This is a genomic window from Achromobacter sp., assembly GCF_032102605.1.
Taxonomy (GTDB): Bacteria; Pseudomonadota; Gammaproteobacteria; order Burkholderiales; family Burkholderiaceae_B; genus Achromobacter.
The window spans coordinates 58650-77998 of sequence record NZ_DAMDGT010000006.1 but is presented as its reverse complement, the minus strand read 5'-3'; the positions used below and the strand labels follow the sequence as shown (position 1 = coordinate 77998).

At 65.3% G+C, this 19349-nt stretch carries 21 protein-coding genes; 8 read left to right on the top strand and 13 right to left on the bottom strand.

What is annotated here, in order from left to right; all coding sequences use genetic code 11:
* The first annotated feature begins 277 nt into the window (after nt 1-277).
* Nucleotides 278-1267, top strand: coding sequence for a tripartite tricarboxylate transporter substrate binding protein (locus RT614_RS15345; RefSeq protein WP_313622983.1), 990 nt, complete (start codon nt 278-280; stop codon nt 1265-1267).
* A 22-nt stretch (nt 1268-1289) separates the two neighbouring features.
* Nucleotides 1290-2597, top strand: coding sequence for an acyl-CoA thioesterase/bile acid-CoA:amino acid N-acyltransferase family protein (locus RT614_RS15340; protein WP_313623223.1), 1308 nt, complete (start codon nt 1290-1292; stop codon nt 2595-2597).
* Nucleotides 2598-2659: 62 nt separating this feature from the next.
* On the opposite strand, the gene RT614_RS15335 is transcribed toward RT614_RS15340, so the two are convergent.
* Nucleotides 2660-3241, bottom strand: coding sequence for a YceI family protein (locus RT614_RS15335; protein ID WP_313622982.1), 582 nt, complete (start codon nt 3239-3241; stop codon nt 2660-2662).
* 262 nt (nt 3242-3503) lie between these two features.
* Between RT614_RS15335 and RT614_RS15330 the strand changes: the two genes are divergently transcribed.
* Complete coding sequence (locus RT614_RS15330) at nt 3504-4154, top strand: DsbA family oxidoreductase (protein WP_313623222.1); 651 nt, start codon at nt 3504-3506, stop codon at nt 4152-4154.
* On the opposite strand, the gene RT614_RS15325 is transcribed toward RT614_RS15330, so the two are convergent.
* A complete protein-coding gene (locus RT614_RS15325; RefSeq protein WP_313622981.1) occupies nt 4151-5452 on the bottom strand; it encodes a UDP-N-acetylglucosamine 1-carboxyvinyltransferase in 1302 nt (433 codons plus the stop codon). The genes RT614_RS15330 and RT614_RS15325 overlap by 4 nt on opposite strands.
* 158 nt (nt 5453-5610) lie before the next feature.
* Nucleotides 5611-6303: a GNAT family N-acetyltransferase gene (locus RT614_RS15320; protein ID WP_313622980.1), complete on the bottom strand. Its 693-nt coding sequence runs from the start codon at nt 6301-6303 to the stop codon at nt 5611-5613.
* 102 nt (nt 6304-6405) lie between these two features.
* Here RT614_RS15320 and RT614_RS15315 point away from each other — a divergent pair, with 102 nt between their 5' ends.
* Entirely contained in the window at nt 6406-7368 is a 963-nt protein-coding gene (locus RT614_RS15315; protein WP_313622979.1) for a GlxA family transcriptional regulator, read from the top strand.
* Here RT614_RS15315 and RT614_RS15310 read toward each other — a convergent pair.
* On the bottom strand, nt 7365-8348 hold the full coding sequence (locus tag RT614_RS15310; RefSeq protein WP_313622978.1) for a GlxA family transcriptional regulator: 984 nt from the start codon (nt 8346-8348) through the stop codon (nt 7365-7367). The two genes, RT614_RS15315 and RT614_RS15310, sit on opposite strands and share 4 nt — an antisense overlap.
* A 187-nt stretch (nt 8349-8535) precedes the next feature.
* On the opposite strand from RT614_RS15310, the gene RT614_RS15305 reads away from it, so the two are divergent.
* Nucleotides 8536-9147 carry a cysteine hydrolase family protein gene (locus tag RT614_RS15305; RefSeq protein ID WP_313622977.1) on the top strand — a complete coding sequence of 204 codons (612 nt, stop codon included), beginning with the start codon at nt 8536-8538 and terminating at the stop codon, nt 9145-9147.
* Nucleotides 9148-9193: 46 nt separating this feature from the next.
* Here the strand turns inward: RT614_RS15305 and RT614_RS15300 are convergent, their stop codons facing one another.
* The 4 genes from RT614_RS15300 to RT614_RS15285 all read right to left on the bottom strand — a co-directional run bounded on the left by RT614_RS15300 (nt 9194) and on the right by RT614_RS15285 (nt 11699).
* Nucleotides 9194-9676 (bottom strand): hypothetical protein, encoded by a 483-nt coding sequence (locus tag RT614_RS15300; RefSeq protein ID WP_313622976.1) that lies wholly within the window; start codon nt 9674-9676, stop codon nt 9194-9196.
* A gap of 25 nt (nt 9677-9701) precedes the next feature.
* Nucleotides 9702-10379 carry a hypothetical protein gene (locus tag RT614_RS15295; RefSeq protein WP_313622975.1) on the bottom strand — a complete coding sequence of 226 codons (678 nt, stop codon included), beginning with the start codon at nt 10377-10379 and terminating at the stop codon, nt 9702-9704.
* A 174-nt stretch (nt 10380-10553) separates the two neighbouring features.
* Nucleotides 10554-11045 carry a nucleoside deaminase gene (locus RT614_RS15290; protein ID WP_313622974.1) on the bottom strand — a complete coding sequence of 164 codons (492 nt, stop codon included), beginning with the start codon at nt 11043-11045 and terminating at the stop codon, nt 10554-10556.
* 60 nt (nt 11046-11105) lie between these two features.
* Entirely contained in the window at nt 11106-11699 is a 594-nt protein-coding gene (locus RT614_RS15285; RefSeq protein ID WP_313622973.1) for a YSC84-related protein, read from the bottom strand.
* A 142-nt stretch (nt 11700-11841) separates the two neighbouring features.
* Here RT614_RS15285 and RT614_RS15280 point away from each other — a divergent pair, with 142 nt between their 5' ends.
* A complete protein-coding gene (locus RT614_RS15280) occupies nt 11842-12888 on the top strand; it encodes a hypothetical protein (protein WP_313622972.1) in 1047 nt (348 codons plus the stop codon).
* Between the two features lie 2 nt (nt 12889-12890).
* Here the strand turns inward: RT614_RS15280 and RT614_RS15275 are convergent, their stop codons facing one another.
* The 3 genes from RT614_RS15275 to RT614_RS15265 form a co-directional block, all read right to left on the bottom strand.
* Nucleotides 12891-13469, bottom strand: coding sequence for a hypothetical protein (locus RT614_RS15275; RefSeq protein WP_313622971.1), 579 nt, complete (start codon nt 13467-13469; stop codon nt 12891-12893).
* Nucleotides 13470-13587: 118 nt separating this feature from the next.
* Nucleotides 13588-14376 (bottom strand): DUF899 domain-containing protein, encoded by a 789-nt coding sequence (locus tag RT614_RS15270; protein ID WP_409558478.1) that lies wholly within the window; start codon nt 14374-14376, stop codon nt 13588-13590.
* A 146-nt stretch (nt 14377-14522) separates the two neighbouring features.
* On the bottom strand, nt 14523-15422 hold the full coding sequence (locus RT614_RS15265) for a LysR family transcriptional regulator (protein WP_313622970.1): 900 nt from the start codon (nt 15420-15422) through the stop codon (nt 14523-14525).
* Nucleotides 15423-15533: 111 nt separating this feature from the next.
* Here RT614_RS15265 and RT614_RS15260 point away from each other — a divergent pair, with 111 nt between their 5' ends.
* Both RT614_RS15260 and RT614_RS15255 read left to right on the top strand, forming a co-directional pair.
* Nucleotides 15534-16562 carry an NADP-dependent oxidoreductase gene (locus tag RT614_RS15260; RefSeq protein ID WP_313622969.1) on the top strand — a complete coding sequence of 343 codons (1029 nt, stop codon included), beginning with the start codon at nt 15534-15536 and terminating at the stop codon, nt 16560-16562.
* Nucleotides 16563-16826: 264 nt separating this feature from the next.
* A complete protein-coding gene (locus RT614_RS15255) occupies nt 16827-17120 on the top strand; it encodes a contact-dependent growth inhibition system immunity protein (RefSeq protein ID WP_313622968.1) in 294 nt (97 codons plus the stop codon).
* A gap of 78 nt (nt 17121-17198) precedes the next feature.
* Here the strand turns inward: RT614_RS15255 and RT614_RS15250 are convergent, their stop codons facing one another.
* Both RT614_RS15250 and RT614_RS15245 read right to left on the bottom strand, forming a co-directional pair.
* Nucleotides 17199-17618 carry a hypothetical protein gene (locus RT614_RS15250; RefSeq protein ID WP_313622967.1) on the bottom strand — a complete coding sequence of 140 codons (420 nt, stop codon included), beginning with the start codon at nt 17616-17618 and terminating at the stop codon, nt 17199-17201.
* Between the two features lie 44 nt (nt 17619-17662).
* A complete protein-coding gene (locus RT614_RS15245) occupies nt 17663-19288 on the bottom strand; it encodes a DUF4157 domain-containing protein (protein ID WP_313622966.1) in 1626 nt (541 codons plus the stop codon).
* Between the last annotated feature and the right edge of the window lie 61 nt (nt 19289-19349).

Genomic DNA, 19349 nt, shown 5'->3' with positions numbered 1-19349 from the left:
TGCCCCTGCAGCCTGGGGTCCAATGCCTGCACCTCAATGCCGGGGTGCTTGCTCTTGAATACCAAATACCGCCCGGCGGAATCTGTCCGCCCGTCACTCCAGGCGCACCGGGATATCCCTAGATAGCCCATCCGTTGTATTGCATACAACATACGATTATTGTGACCGCCGCCGTTCGGCGACCGGCCTGTGCGTCCTTCCCCTTTTCATTGTCTTGCCCCGCGGCGCGTCCTTGGCCGCGCGTTGGCCTTTGCCTTTGCCTAGTCTGGAGAGCCGTATGCGATTCACCCGCCGTCATGCCCTGGGCGCGATTGCCGCGCTGCCGTTGATCTCGCGCCCGGCCTGGGCCCAGCAGAACGCCTATCCGACGCGGCCCGTGCGGCTGCTGGTGGGCTTCGCGCCCGGTGGCCTGACCGACATCGCCGCCCGCGCGCTGGCCGACCGCATGGGCAAGACGCTCAAGCAGAACGTCGTCGTCGAGAACCGGCCCGGCGGCCAGGCCATCATCGCCACCGTTGCCGTGGCGCGGGCGGAGCCGGACGGCTACACGCTGGGATTCGCGGGCACCAACGGGATGATCCTGAACCCCTTGCTGTACAACAACCTGCCGTACCAGCCTTCGGACTTCAAGCAACTGGGTTCGATGGGCAAGTCGCCCATGCTGCTGATCGTGCATCCTGACCTGGGCGTGAAGAACGTGCAGGAATTCATCGCGCTGGCCAAGAAAAAGCCCAACGACATCACGTGCGCGCATGCGGGCCGCGGGGTCATCAACCACCTGGCGCTGCTGCACTTCCAGTCCAAGACGGGCACGCAGTTCCAGGACGTGCCCTACAAGGGCAGCGGCCCGGCGCTGCTGGACCTGATGGCGGGCACGGTGCAAAGCACCTTCGACTTTCCCACGTCGGCGCTGCCCAACATCAAGTCGGGCAAGCTCCAGGTGCTGGCCGTTACTGCGGACAAGCGCCTGTCCAGCCTGCCGGACGTGCCCACCATGAAAGAGGCCGGCGTCGATGACTTCGAGCTCTACACCCGCATGATGATCTCCGGCCCCGCGGCCATGCCCGCCGATGTGGTCAAGACCCTTGAGAACGCCGTGCGCGAGGGCACGCGCGATCCCAGCCTGGTGCAGCAGTTCGCGGAGCAGGGCGTGGCCGTGGAGTTCACCTCGTCGGCGGACCTGGACAAAGTCATCGCCGACGAATCCGCCATGTGGGCGCAGGTCATCAAGGCCAATGGCGTTCCCAAGACCGATTTGAAGGCCTGAGGCCGCGACCGCAAAGGAGACGATCGTGACGCAGCCCCGTATCACCGTAACGCCCGAACGCGCGCTCATCGACGTCGAGCGCGACATCCGCATCGAAGGTTTTCCGGCGTATGCCTTCATCACCGTCACGGCCAGCATGCAGATGTGCGGCGCGGCCTGGCGCTCGGAAGCCGTGTTCGTCGCGGGCCACGACGGGCGCCTCGATTTGCGCCGGGACGGTCCGGTGTCCGGTTCCTATGCCGAACCAGCCGCAATGGGCATCGTCTGGTCGATGGCGTGCCAGGAGATGGAACGGGTGGTGTTCCCGCCCGACAGCACCGATGCGCTGACCGTGCATCTGCATGCGACGAACGGCGCGCTGTCGGCCGAGGCCACGCTGGTGCAGGAGTTCATGGCCGAAGGGGTCACGCACCGGTCCGTGCGCGAAGACCTGGGCGGCATGACGCTGTCGGGCGAGCTGTACGTTCCCGCCGGCCCGGGGCCGCATCCCGTCGTCGTGTACATGAATGGATCGTCGGGCGGCGTGAACGCCCCGCGCGCCGCGCTCTTCGCTGCCCGCGGCTACCAATGCCTGGCGCTCGCGATCTTCAACTACGACGGCCGGCCCAAGTACCTGAACGACATGCCGCTCGAATACTTCGAGTCGGCGCTGAAATGGATACGCAAATCCCTGCAGCCGCGCGACGGCTTCGTGGCGGTGTCAGGCATCAGCCGCGGCGGCGAGACCTCCTTGCTGGTGGCCTCGCACTTTCCCGAACTGGTGAGCGCTGTGGTGGCGTACGTGCCATCGCCGGTGATGCACGGCGTGGTCAGCGCCGGCGCGCCCGGCACGGGGCGCGATGCGCAGGTCTGGACTCGCCATGGCGAACCGCTGCCGCACCTGTGGCAGGACAACGCCACGGCCGACTGGGATGCCGCCTACGCCTCCGAGCCGCCGTATCGCCAGACGCTGGCCTTCCTGAGCGCCACGCGCGACGCCGCTGCGTTCGAGCGCGCCCGCATTCCGGTTGAGAACTATCCGGGGCCCGTCATGCTGGTCAGCGCGTCGGACGACGGTTTCTGGCCCAGCACCGCGTATTCGGAAATGGTGGTGCGCCAGCGGCAGGCGCATGCGTTGCCGACGCTGCACCATGTCTGCGCGGGGGCGGGCCATCACATTCACTATCCCTGGCTGCCCGCCACGCTGATCAACAAACCGCATGCCATGTCGGGGTTGCTGCTGGACGCCGGAGGCACGCCGTCCGCGAACGCTGCGGGCAATGAAGGCTCGTACCGCGCGGTGTTGGGGTTTCTGGCGCAGGCGCGACGCGGGCAGGCTGGCGAGGAATAGATCGTTGGGCGTCGGCGCGGTTCAGCCCCGCCGTGCGGTCCGCACGGCAGGGCTGACAGGCGTCACTGTCGACGCGCCGCCTCGACCTGGATCTTCAGTTTCACTTCGGGCTTGAAGCCCATGTCCAGCCCGAAGTTCAGGCCGAAGTCCTTGCGGCTGAACTCCGTGGACACATCGGCCCCGCAGACCTCGCGCTTCGCCATGGGGTGGTCGATGCACTTGAAGTCGTCGATGTCCATCTTGACCTGGCGCGTGACGCCGCGCAGGGTCAGGTCGCCGGTGGCTTCTTCCGGGCGGTCGCCGTCGAATTTGGTGAACTTGCCCTTGAACGTGGCGGTGGGGTATTTGGCCGCATCGAAAATATCGGGCGCGACGGCATGCTTGTTCATCTCGTCGTGGCCGAAGTCCACCGAGTTGATGTCGACGGTGACCTCTACCGTGCCGGTGCGCGCCTCGCGGTCCAGCACCACCACGCCACGGGACTGGTTGAACTTGCCGCGCCAGGTCGACAGGCCGCCGAAGTGGTCGGCTTCGAAGCTGGGGTACGTGTGCGAGGGATCCAGGTCATACGTGACCGGCGCGGCGGTGGCGGAGACACTCAGCATCAGCGCGGCGGCGCCCAGCAGGGACGGGATCAACTTCATTTCGGCTCCTTGTGAATGGCGTTCAAGCCACGCTGGCGGCATGCGCGAGCGTGCAGCGAAAGCAAGACAATAACATTCAGTTCTTTGTCAGCGACGGATGCAGATCAACAGATGCGCGGCAATGTCTGAAGCGGAATCAGGGCACATTGCCCAGCTGCGCGCGCGCCATCCGGCAAGTGCGCGGGAGACGGTGGCCAGTCCCGGTGCGGTCGGGCGGTTTGTTTTACTCTCTGGCTCATCGTCACGTTTTCTGGAGAGCCGCATGGCCAAGATCAACATCGATTTCGTTTCCGACGTCGCCTGCCCGTGGTGCGCGGTGGGGCTGGGCGGGCTGCTGGAGGCCATGCGCCGGACGGAGGGAATCGCTCAGGTCGACCTGCATTTCCGGCCGTTCGAATTGAATCCCGACATGCCGGCCGGCGGGCAGAACACCATCGAGCGCCTGATGGCAAAGTACGGGTACGACCGCGAACAGGTGCAGGCGAACCGCAAGGTCATCAGCGAGCGCGCGGCCGCCGTCGGCATGCCGATGCGCATGGAAGACGACAACCGGTCCTTCAACACCTTCGATGCCCATCGGCTGATCCACTGGGCCGGGTTGCAGGGGCAGGCGCAGCAGACCGCGATGAAGCAGAGCCTGCTGCGCACCTATCATTTTCTGAACGAAGACACCGGCGACGCGCAGGTGCTGGCGCGGGCGGCACGCGAGGCGGGGCTGGACGAGGCGGCGGCGCGCGAGGTGCTGGACAGTGGCCGCTACGCCGACGAGGTGCGCGCCGATGAAGAGCATTGGCGGCGGCTGGGCATTTCGTCGGTGCCGTCGGTGATCATCAACGGCAAATACCTGGTGTCTGGCGGCCAGCCGCCGGAGGCCTTCGAACAGGCCCTGCGGCAGGTCGCGGAGGAGGGCTAGTCGTCGTTGGCCCATTCCACCTGCACGCCCAGATTGCGCAGGTTTTCGACAAACTGCGGATGGGCGCGCCGGATCGGCGTGGCGTTGCGGATCTCGGATCGGCCCTTGATGCTGCTGGCCACCATGAACAGCGCGATCGCCACGCGGATGATGTAGGGGCTTTCCACCACGGCCGGCGTCAGCGGATTGCCGCCAAAGGTCACCACGCGGTGCGGGTCCGACGAGAACACGTGGGCGCCGAACTTGGACAGCTCGCCGGTCCAGCCCAAAGCGCCGTCGTAGACCTTGTTCCAGAACATCGCATTGCCTTCGGCGCATACGCCCAGCGCGATGAAGATCGGGAGCAGGTCCACCGGGAAGTAAGGCCAGGGCGCCGCCTCGACCTTGGTCAGCACATTGCTGGTGAAGGGTGTCTGCACCTTCAGCGGGCCCGCGCGCAGCGCGCGCGACCAGCCGTCCTTGTGTTCGATGCGCACGCCGAACTTGGCGAACGTGCGATCGATCAGCGGGAAGTTGCCCGGGGTGCTGTTGCGCACCACGACGTCGCCGCCCGTGATCGCGCCCAGCGCCAGGAAGGTCGTGATCTCGTGGAAGTCTTCTTCGAACGTGAACTCGCCGCCCTTCAGGCGCGCGCCGCCGCGCACCGTCAGGCGGGACGTCCCGATGCCGTCGATGTCCGCGCCCATCATCGCCATGAAGCGGCAGAACTCCTGCACGTGCGGCTCGGAAGCCGCGTTCGTCAGGGTGGACTCGCCTTCGGCCGCGGCCGCGCACAGCACGAAGTTTTCGGTCGTCGTCACCGACGCATAGTCCAGCCAATGATGCGTGGGCTTCAGCGGGCCGGTCGAACGGACCAGCAGGGACCCGCTGGCGCGTGCGACCTCGCCGCCGAAGGACCGGAAGATGTCCACGTGCGGATCGATTTCGCGCACGCCCAGCGTGCAGCCCTTGACGTTGTCTTCCAGGCGCGCCACGCCAAAGCGAGCCAGCAGCGGCGGCACCAGCATGATCGACGACCGCATCTCTTCGGGAAGTCGATGCCGTGCGGCATCAAAAACCGTGTTGCGGTGATGCAGTTCCAGCGTGCGCGTCGTGTCGTCCAGCCGGACGTCGCTGCCCAGCGTGCGGAAGATGTCCAGGATCTTGCGCACGTCCGTGATGTCCGGCACCCCATGCAGCTTGAGCGGCTGGTCAGTCAGCAACGTGGCGCACAAGATGGGCAGCACGGCGTTCTTGTTGGCCGAAGGAACGACGCGACCGCGCAAAGGCGTGCCGCCGTGGACGATGAGGTTGGACATGGGGATTGAACGGCCAGGAAAGAAATAGGAAAGAGCGCCCGAATTGTACCGGCGTCCCCCGCCGGGCCTTTTCGACGAAAGGCCGCAAGATATTTCAAACTGCAATCGCGGGGGATTCGGTGGACCGTTGCGAGCGCTGCGCAACGTTTGTCAGTCGGTTATTCGTCGCGCCCCACCAGCGTCAGAAAAAACCTTTGCCGCAATGCGAACCCCAGCTTTTCGTACAGCGCAATCGCATTGACGTTGTTGCTGAGCACATGCAAGAACGGCGACTCTCCCCGCTGCCAGATCTCCCGTTCCAGCCGTTGCACCAGCCGCGCGGCCAGCCCCTTGCCGCGCCAGGCTTCGTCCACGCAGACCGCGCTGATCTCGACGTGGCCGGCCGGATGCATGCGTTCGCCCGCCATCGCAATCAAGCGTCCTTGCGTTCGTACGCCGATGTAGCGTCCCAGCTCGTGGGTGCGCGTGCTGAAAGGGCCGGGCTTTGTCTTGCCCGCCAGTTCCAGCATCTGCGCCGCGTCCGCGGGACCAAGCGTCACGATGTCCGACGCGTCCTCCACACAGGCGTCGCGGCGCGTCGCGACCATCTGGTGGATCACGCCGACGGGCTGTGCACGCAGCGGGGCCGGGGGCGAGACCGGGTCGGATGACAACAACGCCGCCTGCTGCCCCGGAGGCAACAGATGTTCAAGCGCGAGCCAAGCCTCGGGAGATTCGGATTCCATCGCGCCGAACGGCGCCACGTCGGGGTGGTACCTGCACGCGAGTCCATTGTGCAGGCCCAGATGCGCCTGGTCGCTGTTCAGAGCTGTCCAGATCGGGTTGTCCAGACTGTGTGCTTGTTGGTCCATGCCGGTTCCTGTGTTCAGCGCCGTATGCGCCTACGGCCAATGTAGACAGGAATCGGCCCGGGCTCTATTGTCGCAAGTGACAATTTTGGAGTCATTTCCGCCATGAAACTTTCGGTGCTGGCGCTGGACGGCTGTTTCGACACCGGGCTGTCAGCCATCCTGGATGCATTCACCACCGCGAACGAGCTCGCCCAGCTGCAGCAACCCGGCGCCGGGCCTCGGTTCGACATCAACGTGATCGGCCTGCGCCGCGAGGTGCGCACAGGGCTGGGCATGCGCGTCCCGGCCAAGCCCGTCAGCGCGATGGGCGATCCCGACTGGGTGGTCCTGCCAGCCATCGCGACGAAGATGCCGGAACAGTTGCTGCCGGCGTTGGAGCGGCGCGACGTCAGGGATGCGTTGGCGCTGCTGCGCGAAAGCCACGCGGGCGGCGCCAGGATCGCGGCCGCCTGCATCGGTACGTTCGTGCTGGCCGAATCGGGGCTGCTGAACGGCCACGAGGCCACGACGTCGTGGTGGCTGGCGCCGCTGTTCCGCCAGCGTTATCCAGAGGTTCAACTGGACAGCGCGCGGATGATGGTGCCGTCCGGCAGCTTCACGACCGCGGGCGCCGCGATGGGTCACCTTGACCTGGCCTTGTGGCTGCTGGGCCAGGCCAGCCCCGCGCTGGCGGCCGTCGTCGCGCGCTACCTGCTGGTGGACGCGCGGCCATCCCAGGCGTCCTATATGATCCCCGACCATCTGGCGCGCGCGGATCCGCTGGTGGAACGCTTCGAGCGCTGGGCCCGGGACAGGCTGGCCCAAGGTTTCTCGCTCGACGCCGCGGCTGGCGCGCTGGCCACCAGCACCCGGACGCTGCAACGCCGCATAGAGGCCGTGCTCGGGAAGTCGCCGCTGTCGTACTTCCAGGACCTGCGCGTCGAACGCGCGGTGCATTTGCTGCGCACCAGCCATCTGAACATCGACGCCATTGCCGCCGAAGTCGGCTACGAGGACGGCGCCACGCTGCGGACCCTGCTGCGTCGCCGCTTGGGACGGGGGGTGAAAGAGCTGCGGCTGGGCTAGACGTTTTGGGTAAGCGCCGCGCCAGGGGCAGGGCCGGTGCTGAACTGCCTGCGGTAGCCCGACGGCGAGATCGCGAACGCATGGGCGAAATGCTGCCGGAACGATGCTGGCGAACCAAATCCCACGGTGTCGGCGATCAGGTCCACGGTTTTGTTGCTGGTTTCCAGCAGCCGCTGCGCCGATGCCAGCCGATGATTCAGCACCCATTGGGACACCGTGGCTCCCGTCTTGGCCTTGAAGCGGCGCGTGAAATTGCGGCGGCTCATGCCGGCCTTGCCGGCCAGCAGGTCCAGCGTCAGCGGCTGGCGCAGGTTTTCCATGGCCCAGTCCAGCGTGGCGTCGAGCTTGTCGGATCCGTGCCAGTCGGGCAGGGGCTGCTCGATGTACTGGGCTTGGCCGCCATCCCGGTGCGGCGCAACGACCATGCGGCGCGCGACGCGGTTTGCGATCTCCGCGCCGTGATCGCAGCGCAGCAAGTGCAGGCAGCAATCGATGGCGGCCGCGGTGCCCGCTGACGTGAGAATGTCGCCGTCGTCGATATACAGCGATTTGCGGTCCAGCTTGACCTGGGGATGGCGCCGCACGAAGTCTTCGCTCCAGGCCCAATGAGTTGCCGCCGTGCGTCCGTCCAGCAGACCGGCCTCGGCCAGCACGAACGTCCCCAGGCACAGCCCGGCAATCCGGGCGCCGCGCGCATGAGCCGCCCGCAACGCATCGAGCAACGCAGGCGGGGCGGATTCGTCGGGGTCGCGCCAGGCCGGCATGATGATGGTGTCGGCCTGTTCCAGGGCGCGCAGATCGTGCTCCACCTCGATCCGGAATCCAGACATCGTGGGAACCAGCCCCGTGCGTTCGCCGCAGATCATCAGGCGGTAGCGCGGCACGCCCAGCCGGGCCAGGTCGTCGCCAAACACCATGCAGGGGACGGACAGGTGAAAAGGGCTGATGTCTTCGAAGGCGATGACGGCGACGGTATGCATCTTTCAGGCGAGGGTCGGGGCGTATGCGGGTTGGCGTATGCGGGTTGGCCCGATTCTAGCAATAGTTGTCCATCGGGCCACTATCCGGGAAGCTCGCTCCGCGGGAAACTGAAGGCCTTGACGCAGTACGCGCAAAAACGGCCCGCCCGAAGCAGGCCTTCCTTATCTCACATCGCCGAGGTCAACCATGAGCCATCCCACCATCCGCACCATCGCCGGCGCGCCTGCCCCGGCCTCCATCGATGCATCCAGCACCGCCTTGCTGGTGATCGACTTCCAGAATGAATACTTCAACGGGAAGCTGCCGATTCCCGACGGCAAGGCGGCGCTGGGCAATGCGCAGCGCCTGATCGCCCATGCCGACCAGGCCAAGATTCCGGTTTTCCATATCCAGCACGTCACGCCGGCGGGCAGCCCCGTGTTCGCCGACCAAAGCCCCACGGGCGAATTCCATGAAGACCTGCAGCCCGCGCCGCACCACAAGGTCGTGCGCAAATCGTCGGTCAGCGCGTTTCCGACGACCAATCTCGACGAGCAATTGAAGGCGGCCGGCGTGAAAACCCTGGTCATCACCGGCTTGATGACCCACGCCTGCGTGGCCGGCGCCGCGCGCGACGCCGTGCCGCTGGGCTATCAGGTCATCGTCGCCGAAGATGCGTGCGCAACCCGGGACCTGGACCGGGGCGATGGCAGCGTCGTGCGGCACGACAGCCTGCACCAGGCCGCGCTGGGAAGCATTGAAGATACGTTCGGAGACGTGCTGACGACGGAGCAGGTGCTGAAGCTGCCGGTGGTTTGATACGCCTGGAATGGGATCAGGCGGCTTGCGATCAGGCTGCCTGCGATCAGGCGGCCGGCTGTTTCGGATTCTTCCGGATCAGCACCGCGCCGCCAATCGTCAGCAGCAAGCCCCCGCCCAGATAAGGAAGGCCGAAGATAAGCAGGAAGAAGAAAAGGGCGGTGTTCGCGTCCCGTGCGTCGGCGCCGCCGCCGCCATGGACGGCGGGGTCCATTTGCAGCAGGGCGATCGGCACCGTCAGCAGCAACGTGACGCCCAGCACCACGCAACCCCAGCCGATCAGCCGGCGCATGTTGGATATGCGCGCCAGCACCACCGCGACCACGACCGCGATCAGGCCGTAAAGCACCGCGCCGGCGATCTGCATCCGTTCCAGCGCGACGGGGTCCAAGGGCTCATAAGGCGCGCCAGCGGGCTGATTCAGACCGAATACGATCTGCAGCAACGGGTTGGTAAGGCTGAAGCTCGCGCTGCCGATGAGCAGACCGAACACAACGCTGGCAAGCCATTTGATCGCGGTAGGGGGCATGGAAGGCTACGCGTGGACGGGGGGATCAATAAAAGATGTCGACGTAGTCCGTCAGGCCGCCGCAAGCTTCCATCTGCTGCAGCCGCCAGTACTTGCGCTTGCCCGTCGCCTTGAATTCGTAGTCGCCGGTGCGCTCGCAGCGGCGGCCCTTGTCCGGCGCGTCCAAAATCAGAATCGTGCCGCGCAGCACAAAGCGGTCGCTGTCGATGGAGACGATCTCGCCCTTGACCTTCAGCGTGCCTTCGAAGTTGGCCTGGGTGCCGTCGATGCGCACCACGTCGTTGTCGTCGATGGCGTTCATCTTGCCGCGCTGCGCGGACCACAGCCATTGCAGCGTCACACCACTATTGTTCAGAAGCCGTTCGTAGGCCGCCTGGTTGTTGATCTGGGTTTTCTGTACGGGAGCCAGGGCGCTTGACTGCGCCGGCTGCTGCGCTGCCGGGGCTCGCTGCACGGGCGCCTGTTGCTGGACAGGAGCGCGCTGCACGGGCGCTTGTTGAACGGGGGCTTGTTGAACAGGCGCCTGTTGAGCGGGTGCCTGATTTGCGGCGTTGCCCCGCGGAGGCAGGATGGCCGCGCCGGGATCCTGGGCCGCGATGGCCGGGGCGGCGGCGAACGCCAGGCTCAGGGCGACAATCAGTTTGCCGGTCTTGCGCTTGATACCCAAGGCGCCGGTTGCGCCGCGATCAACGGTGGTTTGCATGGTCTGTGTCAGAAGGGAAAGGGACGCGCCGTGTCTCTTGTTCTTGATCGGAGCAGGGCGGTTGACCCTGACCCCGATTACGGCACGGCCGCCAACTTAGCATGACCATTGCGTGCAAATAATTGCCGTCTTTCGAGTTTGTGTATCTATTCGTTAGGTCGCCAACACTTTGCTTCAGGCGCCCCGCGAGCGCCGACGCACGTTCTCTTCATGCAGCAGTCGTACCTGTTCCACAAACTCGGGCACGGGCCCTTCGGTTTCCACGCCGTCGATGACTTCCGATATGGACAACGGCCGCACCGCCGACGGAGGCACGCCCCAACCGCGCATCCATTCGGCGTACTGCCTGGACGACACGGCGTAGACGATGCGACCCAGCCCCACCCAACCATGTGCTGCCGAGCACATGGAGCAGTGTTCGCCGGATGTGTAGACGGTGCACGCGGCGCGTTCCGCTTCGGGCACATTGGCCGCCGCCCAGCGGGCAATCTCGAATTCCGGATGGCGTGTGCGGTCGCCGGTGGAAACGTGATTGTGGTCTTCAAACAGCACCCGGCCGTCGCCGGACACCAGCACCGATCCAAAGGGCTGGTCTCCCGCGTCGAGCGCCTGTTTGGCCAGCTCGACACATCGAGCCAGGTGCTTCCTGTCTTGTTCGCTGATCACGCGTGATCTCCTGGAAAAAAATTCTGGCCGCCGCGGACCTTCCGCGGCGGCCCGGCAGGCTTACAGCAGCAGCGGCGAAATCTTGCTTCCGTCCACGGACACGCCGGCCATCAGGCCGCCGTTGTTCAACACAAAGCCCACGATGGGCTGCTGCGCCGTATTGGAATCGATGCTGCCATTGACGCCCACGTTCGCCACGGCGACCGTGGCGTCGGCGCCCACCGTCCAACCGCTGCTGGCGCGGAACTTGGCCAGCGCATCCTCGGTCATGAAGAGCACCACCATGGCTTTGGACTGGGCCCCTGCCTGGAAGCCGATGGAGCCGCCCGTGATGCTGAAGTAGCCGGTGTCCTGGCCGCTGACACGAAGCACGCCTGTGCCATGCTGCGCCCCGACGATGAAGCTGGCGCTCAACACCGCTGGGAACACGAGCACCCCGCGGGCCTGCTCAACCAACTGCCTGGACTGCGGCGACGATTCATACAGCTTGGACAGCGTGGCGTTCGTTGCGGTGTCCAGTTCCTGCTTCTTTTCGGCCGGTGTTGCGCTCGCGCGGGAATCCGTCGTCGTGCAGCCGGCGAACAGCGCGCCGGCCACGCCCAGCGTCAGGGCCGCGACGGCGGTTCTGCGGAATTTCGAAGTGATATCAAGCATATGCGCTTCCTTATTGTGGGTGACCAACGATGCACATCAAACCATCTCCTGGCAGCAGGTTACCCCGGCCGGCGGCAACAGCGTCCCGACAAGGCGCGCGCGACGCAAAAAAACACGCATGGCCTCGGTTTAACATCGCGCCATGCTACTCATCATCTTTCTCTGGATCGTGCTGGCCATCGTGGTCGGCTTCATGGCCAAGGGCCGAGGCCGCAATGGTTTTGGATGGACGATGCTGGCCTGCCTGATCAGCGCGCCGGTTGCAGGCATATTCCTGACGACGATCACCAAGCGGTCGCAGCAGGGCGGCCAGCCCTTGCCCGCATCCCATATCGATTGCCCCTTGTGCGGCGGGCGCATTCTTCGCGAGGCACGCGTGTGCCGGCATTGCGGCGGCGACGTGACCGAAACGGCGCAAGACGGCGAGCTTGCGGCCATGCCCGAGGGCTACTGGTTCGACTCTCTGGACCCGTCGGTCGAACTGAAGCGAACCGCCGGCCGTGTTGCGCGCCCAAAAGCGACGCCGCCCTGGATCGTGGTGGACGAGTCCCTTGACTCCATCGTCATCGGCAGCCGGTGGCCTGGCCAGCTTTGGCGCGTACGTGTCGTCAAACTGGGCGATATGTCCGGCCTGGTGGCGCAGCCCGGGTACTGGCGTGCGTCGACGATTGAACTGCTGGAAGAGTTGCCGTTGTCCGCCTTGTTCGGCGCGAATGGCGATGCCGTGCTGGACATCATTGCGCAAATCCGCAAACTGTCGCGCATCGAGGCTCAGGGGTTGGCCGACAACCTGCCGGCGGATGCACACCTGGCGTACAGCCGTGCCTGGATGCAGTGGTCGCAGCAGGGTGCGGAACCGGCGCATGACAGCGTGGACGAGTGGCGCGGCACGCTGGCCGCCACGCGGCGCGGCGACAAGGCCCGTTCGCCCATCCACTCCGGCTTTCTGCTGATCCACGCTCAACTGCGGCTACGCGCAGAGCAAGTCGACGGCGACAGCGCCTTCGTCGTGGTCGAAGAAGATGGCGAAACCGAACAGATATTGGCGCCCCTGTGGCAAGGCGCCTGCGACGCCCTGCTATTTGCCGCGATGGCGAAGGCAGCGCCGCAGTACGTAGCCGAGCAAGACGCCGTCACGCTGGCGCACGCCTGGACCCGCGTATTCGACGACGAAAGCCAGCGCGCGTAAGGTCACCACATCTCTTCGTTCAAGATTTTCCTGGCCCGGCGGAACGTGATGACAGCCGCCCAAGCCGCCAGAGCCAGCGAAATCCATCCCACCATGTTGCGCTGAACCTTGCGCGACAGGTTCCAATCGTGAACCTTCACGGGATCGACCAGCGTTTCACCGTCCCGACGCACGCCATACACTCGGATGGGTATGGCCATGTTGTACTGCAGGGCGATCTCGCTGTCGGTGAGCTGCGCTTCGTCCTCGCGCACCATGAATTCCACGCGCTCACCCTCGGTGTACCGGACATTGCCGGTCGCGTCATGGAACTTGAACACCATGTAGGGATAGTTGCCCGAATACACGCAAGGCACGGGGAAAGACTGCCACCAGCCACGGATGCGGGCCCGGCCTTCGCAGCTTGTCACCTTGTCGATGCGCAACTGGATCGTGTTCAGCTTCGCGGGGTCGTAGGGCAGGCGGATGCCCTTCGCCATGCCGAAGAACAGGAAAGAGATGACACCCAGGACCAGCACGGCAAGCGCGGGAAAAAGGCACGGCCGAAAGGCTCGCTTCCAATCGGCCAGCTCACTGCTCATGCCGGATGCCTTGGGAACGCTTGCGGCCATGGCGTGGGCCGGTTTCGATTTTCATGGAGCTTGCTGCAAGAATTGCGACCGCGCATATCTTAAAGCAAGCCTTTTTTGCGCTTCGAGCCTACTTTCCGTCGCAATGGTTGCGGAACGCTTTCTCTCCTGCGTCGGAAACCTCCACCCACTTCTTATCCGGCGGCGCATCCGGCACATAGCTGTCGTGCCAGTTCCACCACTTGTAGGGGGGAGTCTGCGGGTAACCCGCGGGCGAATCCTCCCAGACTTCCTGCCGGCCCATCGGCGTGATGTCCAGGTAGTTCCATGTGCCGCCCATCTGCTCGTCGCCGCGGTTGTTCAGGAAATACGTGCGGAACACCTGATCTCCGTCGCGGAAGAACACGTTGGTGCCGTGCCATTCGTCCACGCCGAAGTCGGCGTCGAAACTGTCGGTCAGCGTAAACCAAGGCATCGTCCAGCCCATTCGGGCCTTCAGCCGTTCGATGTCGGCCTGCGGCGCGCGCGAGACGAAGACCAGCGTCGTGTCGCGCGCGTTCAGATGCGCCACGTGCGCGACCTGGTCGGCCACCATCGAGCAGCCGCGGCAGGCATGGTCGGGCCAGCCGAACACGCCGGGCTCGTGGAATGCGCGATAGACGATGAGCTGCCGGCGGCCGTCGAACAGGTCGCGCAACGTAACCTGCCCGGCGGGGCCTTCAAAGATGTATTCCTTGTCCACGGCCACCCAGGGCATGCGGCGGCGTTCCGCGGCCAGGGCGTCGCGGGCGCGGGTGTGGGCTTTCTCTTTCAGCAGAAGTTGCAGTCGGGCGGCTTCCCAGTCTTCGGCGGAAACGACCGGGGGCGTCTGCATGGCGGGCCGGTCGCCGTTGCCGGCGGGTGCGGGGGGCGTGGTCATGGCTTGGTTCCTCCTGGTGTGCGTCGATCCCGATGGCGCGGGCCATGGCCTGGAAGGCGAGGGCGCAGCGCGGCGGCTCGGGGCGTGCAGATAGTGTGGCACCGGGGCGGGACGGCCGGGGGTAACAAAATTGGCGGGCAACCGCGTCAGGCGAGGATCAGGCCGGCCTCCCGCGGCGCCGCCGGCGCCGTCCACCCGCGCAGGCTTTCTCGCAGCAGCTCGACGGCGGCCCGGCCGCTGTCGTTCAGCCGATGCGCCGCGTACAGGCCAAATTGCGCGGTCAGCGGCGCCGTGCCGTCGTCACCGATCGATATCACCCGCATGGTGTCCGGCCGCAGGCACTCGGTGGTCAGCAACGCGACGCCCAAGCCGTTTTCGACGGCCGCGACGGTCGCGCCTACGTTGTGGCTGGTCAGCGAGACCCGGAAATCCCGTCCCGCAGCAGTCAGCGCATCAAACGCCAGCCGGCGCCACGAGCACGGTTCGGCGTACACGATCACGTCCAGCGGCTGGTCCGGATCCGGCGCCTCGTCGATGCCGCACACCCAGTGCAGATCGACAGACCACGTCTCGATGGGTTCGTCCACGAAACCGGTGCATGCGCCCACCGCCACGTCCAGCGTGCCTTCCTGCCAGCGCGCCGCGAGCCGCTCGCCGTCGTCGATGATGACTTCCAGGTGCAGATTGGGGCACGAACGCCGCAGCCGGCCCAGCGCCGCGGGCAACGCCGCCACCGCCACGTCCTCCGACAGTCCGATGCGCACGCTGCCCGCCACCGCGCGCTCGCGCAACCGTGCCGCAGCCGCCTCGCCCAGCGCCAGGATGCGGTTGGCATAGCTAAGCAGCAGCTCACCCTCGGTCGTGGGCGCCATGCCGCGGCCGGTGCGGTGCAGCAGGCGCTTGCCCACCATCTCCTCCAGCCGGCGTATCTGCGTACTGAGCGCCGACTGCGCGCGCCCGGCCTGATCCGCGGCGCGGCTCAGGCTGCCGAGGCGGCAGACGGCGACAAAGGTTCGGAGCAGGGCGGGGTCGAAATCGCCTGACATTATCAATCCGTGAAGTCTGGTTTAAGAGATATCAGTCTAGCTGTAACTCTGGCGGCTGCCTAGGATGTCCCTTGTCGCGAAATGTCCGACTCAATTCAAGGAGCTTTCACCATGACTCAAACCCAAAACCTGCGCGTCGTCCTGGCGTCCCGGCCCGTTGGCCGTCCCAAAACCGGCGACTTCCGCGTCGAACACGCGCCTATTCCTGAACCGGCCGACGGCCAGGTGCTGCTGGAAGTCCAGACCCTGTCGCTGGACCCCTACATGCGCTGGCGCGTCAGCGATGCGAAATCCTATGCGCCGCCCATGGAAATCGGCGACGTGATGGTGGGCGGCACCGTCGCCCGCGTCAAAACCTCACGGCACCCCGACTGGCGCGAAGGCGACATCGTGTTGTCGGCCGCCGGTTGGCAACGCTACGCACTGTCGGACGGCAGCGACCTGCGCCGCCTCGATCCGACCATCGCACCGCCGTCGACTGCACTTGGCGTGCTTGGCATGCCCGGCCTCACGGCCTATGTCGGATTGCTCAACATCGGCAAGCCCAAGCCAGGTGAGACCGTCGTCGTCGCGGCCGCCAGCGGCGCGGTCGGTTCGGTCGTCGGCCAGATCGCTCGCATCAAGGGCGCTCGCGTGGTGGGCATTGCGGGTGGTCCGGAAAAGTGCGCCTTCGTCAAAGAAGAACTGGGCTTTGACGTGGTGGTGGACCACCACGCACCCGATTTCGCGCAAAAGCTGGCCGAGGCCTGCCCCGACGGCATCGACGTCTACTTCGAAAACGTCAGCGGCCATGTGTGGGACGCCGTGCTGCCGCTGCTGAACGACTTCGCCCGCGTGCCCGTGTGCGGACTGATCGCCAACTACAACGACGGCCCCGCCGACCGAAGCGGCCCGGACCGTCTGCCCGCGACCATGCGCGAAATCCTCGCCCGGCGCATCACCATGCAAGGGTTCATCGTGTTCGACTTTCCGAAAGAGCAGGAAGACGAGTTCCTGCGGGTGGCCGGCCAGTGGATTCGCGAAGGCAAGCTGCGCTGGCGCGAGGATGTGGTTGAAGGGCTGGAGAGGGCGCCGGAAGCGTTGATCGGGCTTCTGGAAGGGAAGAACTTTGGGAAGCTGGTGGTGAGGGTGGGCGGGTAAGGGGCGCTGCCGGCTGGGCTCGTTGGAAGCTGGCAGGCTGGCGAGGGGCAATAGACCCGATCAATCGCCAGCTTGCCAGAGGACGAGTGCCCGGGGAGGTGTCGTGGAACAGGACTCAGCGATCGGTTGCACAGCAAGATCAGACCACTCTGATTGCCTGGTATCTGGCGGCTTGTAACAGTCATTGGTTTATCGGCCTTTGCTGAAAAAGCAGCCCTACAACGGGGTGCCTTGCTTCGTCTTAACTTCCTATCTGGAACTTAAATGACTGTGATTGTGGAGAGTTACCCTGCCTTGAACGCACTCCTTGGGGGGTACTTTCATCAGGACTATGACCTTTTTGGCGAGACCATAGAGGAAGTAGCCCTTTGCTATAAGAGGGTGACCGCTCCAGAAGATATCGCTCAAGCGTGCCGGGAGATGGACAGATTTGTTGCCGAATTTGGGCCGGGTGCCGCAACTGCATTTGCGGAAAACTGGAGATCTTTCGATCCAGCTGGAGGGGGATATACCATTCCAGCCTTCTTCGAAGAATTGAAGCGGGTTCTGATCGGCTAGATCGACAGGCTTGATCAGCCAGGACGCTGTGTCCCTGCGGCCTGTGCTGACAACGGATCGGTTTCACCGGGCAGCTAATTACCTGCCTAAACTGGGCGAACCGCGACGCGCCCTCGGCTTGGGCACAACTCCCATGCGCGGGTCGCGCGCCACCGCCAGCATCGCCAGCGTTGCCGCAATCGATTCGAACGACTCGTTCGATTGCGGCAGATACAGCCACTTTCCCAGCACCGGATGGGGTATCAGCTCGGGTATGTCCGCAAGCAAGGCCGCATGGCGGTCTTGCGACGTGCTTACCATCACGCCGTTCCACGGATCGTCGCGGTCGGCGACGATCAGGTATAGCAGTCCGTCAAGGTATGCCGCGTCGGCGCCGAACATGTTGCGGTGCGTGTAGCCGGCATCCCGCTCCAGCGGTTCAAGAATCCACAAGAGCGAGTTCTGGCGGGCGGCGCGCTGCTTCTTTGGCGGGGCGAAGGGATCGGACGGGTTGCGCATGGGAAGGAAGTGTAGCCAATCGAGTCCTGGCAGCATCCTGCCTGCTATGACTCGAATGATTTGAACAGCGGTTCCAGCGGCATCAACGGACCGTACTTCTTGAACTTCTTCCAGTTCTCCGCCGCCTGGCGCAGTTCCTCGTTCTTCTGCGCTTCTTCAAGGATCTCCGTGATGCGCGGCGCCAGGGCGACGGACATGTCGATGATGTCGTTTGCCGTGTAGCCGCGCTCCCAGCGCGCGCGCAGGGTCATATCGTCGCCCTTGGCCCGCATGGCGCGCGTCGCCTCCTTGATCAGGGCCTTGCGTTGATCCGCCGAGAGACGTTCCGCGAATGAGATGCCGGCCACCAGACCCTGCACCACGCCTTTCTCGCGATACCCGGTGGTGGCCGCGACTTCGCTGGCGACGCTGCGGCTGATGACCTTGGGCGCCAGGTTGTCGCGTATCCAGCCGCGGCTCAGCCGCAGCAGTCCCGCACACAGTCCGTGCCCGAACCCTGTGCGCATCCCTTCGGCCCGCGCCGCATCCTGCGCTTCGGCGTAGGTCATGGCGAACTGCACCATCAGCATGATGGCGTCTTGCGGGCCGGGCATCAGGAAGTCCGCCACCCAGCCGGCGGCGCTGCCGATCTTGCCCAGCGCGGAGGCGGTGCGGCCCGACACCTTCAGGACCGAAGTGGCTTCCTCGGCCACGACCGTGCTGGCGGCGGTGGCAGGCACCGCGGTCGGCGCCTTTCCGTACCGCGCCTCGAACTCGGCCATGCGGGGTGGGCCGGCGCCGACCTTTGGCGGCTCGCCGGGCACGCGCGGCTTGGTGGCGGGTTGTTCGACGGGGAGTTGGGGCAAAGAGGATTTTGGACGAGGGCGCGGCGCCGTCTCGACATGTTGTACGAACTTGTCTTTCGGCATCCCGGCGTCCACGGCGGGCTGTCGCATGCTTGACAGGGAGCGGTAGTGCCCCGACCCGTCATTCCACGTCTTCACCTTCCCGCCTTCGAACTCCACCTGGCCCGCCCAATTGACTCGCTCGCCACGGGCGGCCTCGGTATGGCCATACCCCCCGCCCAATGTCCTCTTCGTTTTGACGGCAAATATCTCCTTGTCCTTCACGACAAAGTCATAGTTGCCGCGCGCCGTGCGGGTGTACTTGGGGCCAACTTCTTTCCAGGATCCGTTGACTTGCCTGAGCCGGACCACATCGCCCGACGAACCTGGCGCCGGCATGTCCCTGGGCAGATTCCCATAGGTCGGCCCGAGCGGCTCACGCTGCAGCAGCATCGCGCGGCCGGTTGCCATCGACGTTTGCTGGACCACATGCGCCAGCTCGTGCGCAAGCAGCGCGCGGCCCGCAGGTGTGCCGGGCGCATACTCGCTGGCGCCCAGCACGATTTGATGGCCCACCGTGAATGCGCGGGCCTGGACGGCGTCAGCCGATATCGCCGCGCTCGAATCGGCATGCACGCGGACATTGCCGAAGTCCGCGCCAAACCGGGGTTCCATGAAAGCCCGGGTTCGTGAGTCGAGCGGCCGGCCCGCAGCGGTCAGCACGCCCTGAACGATGGGGGCGGCCTCGACATGCGTCGCTGCGGTGGGCGCCGCCATCTGCATCGGCAGCGGCGATTGGCGAGAACCAGGATCGGTTTGCCGCTCGGTGGCCTGCGCCTGCGGCATCTCCAACACTTTCCTCGCGATTCGCTCGGCGTTCTGCTCGTATTTGTCACCGGCGCTATTG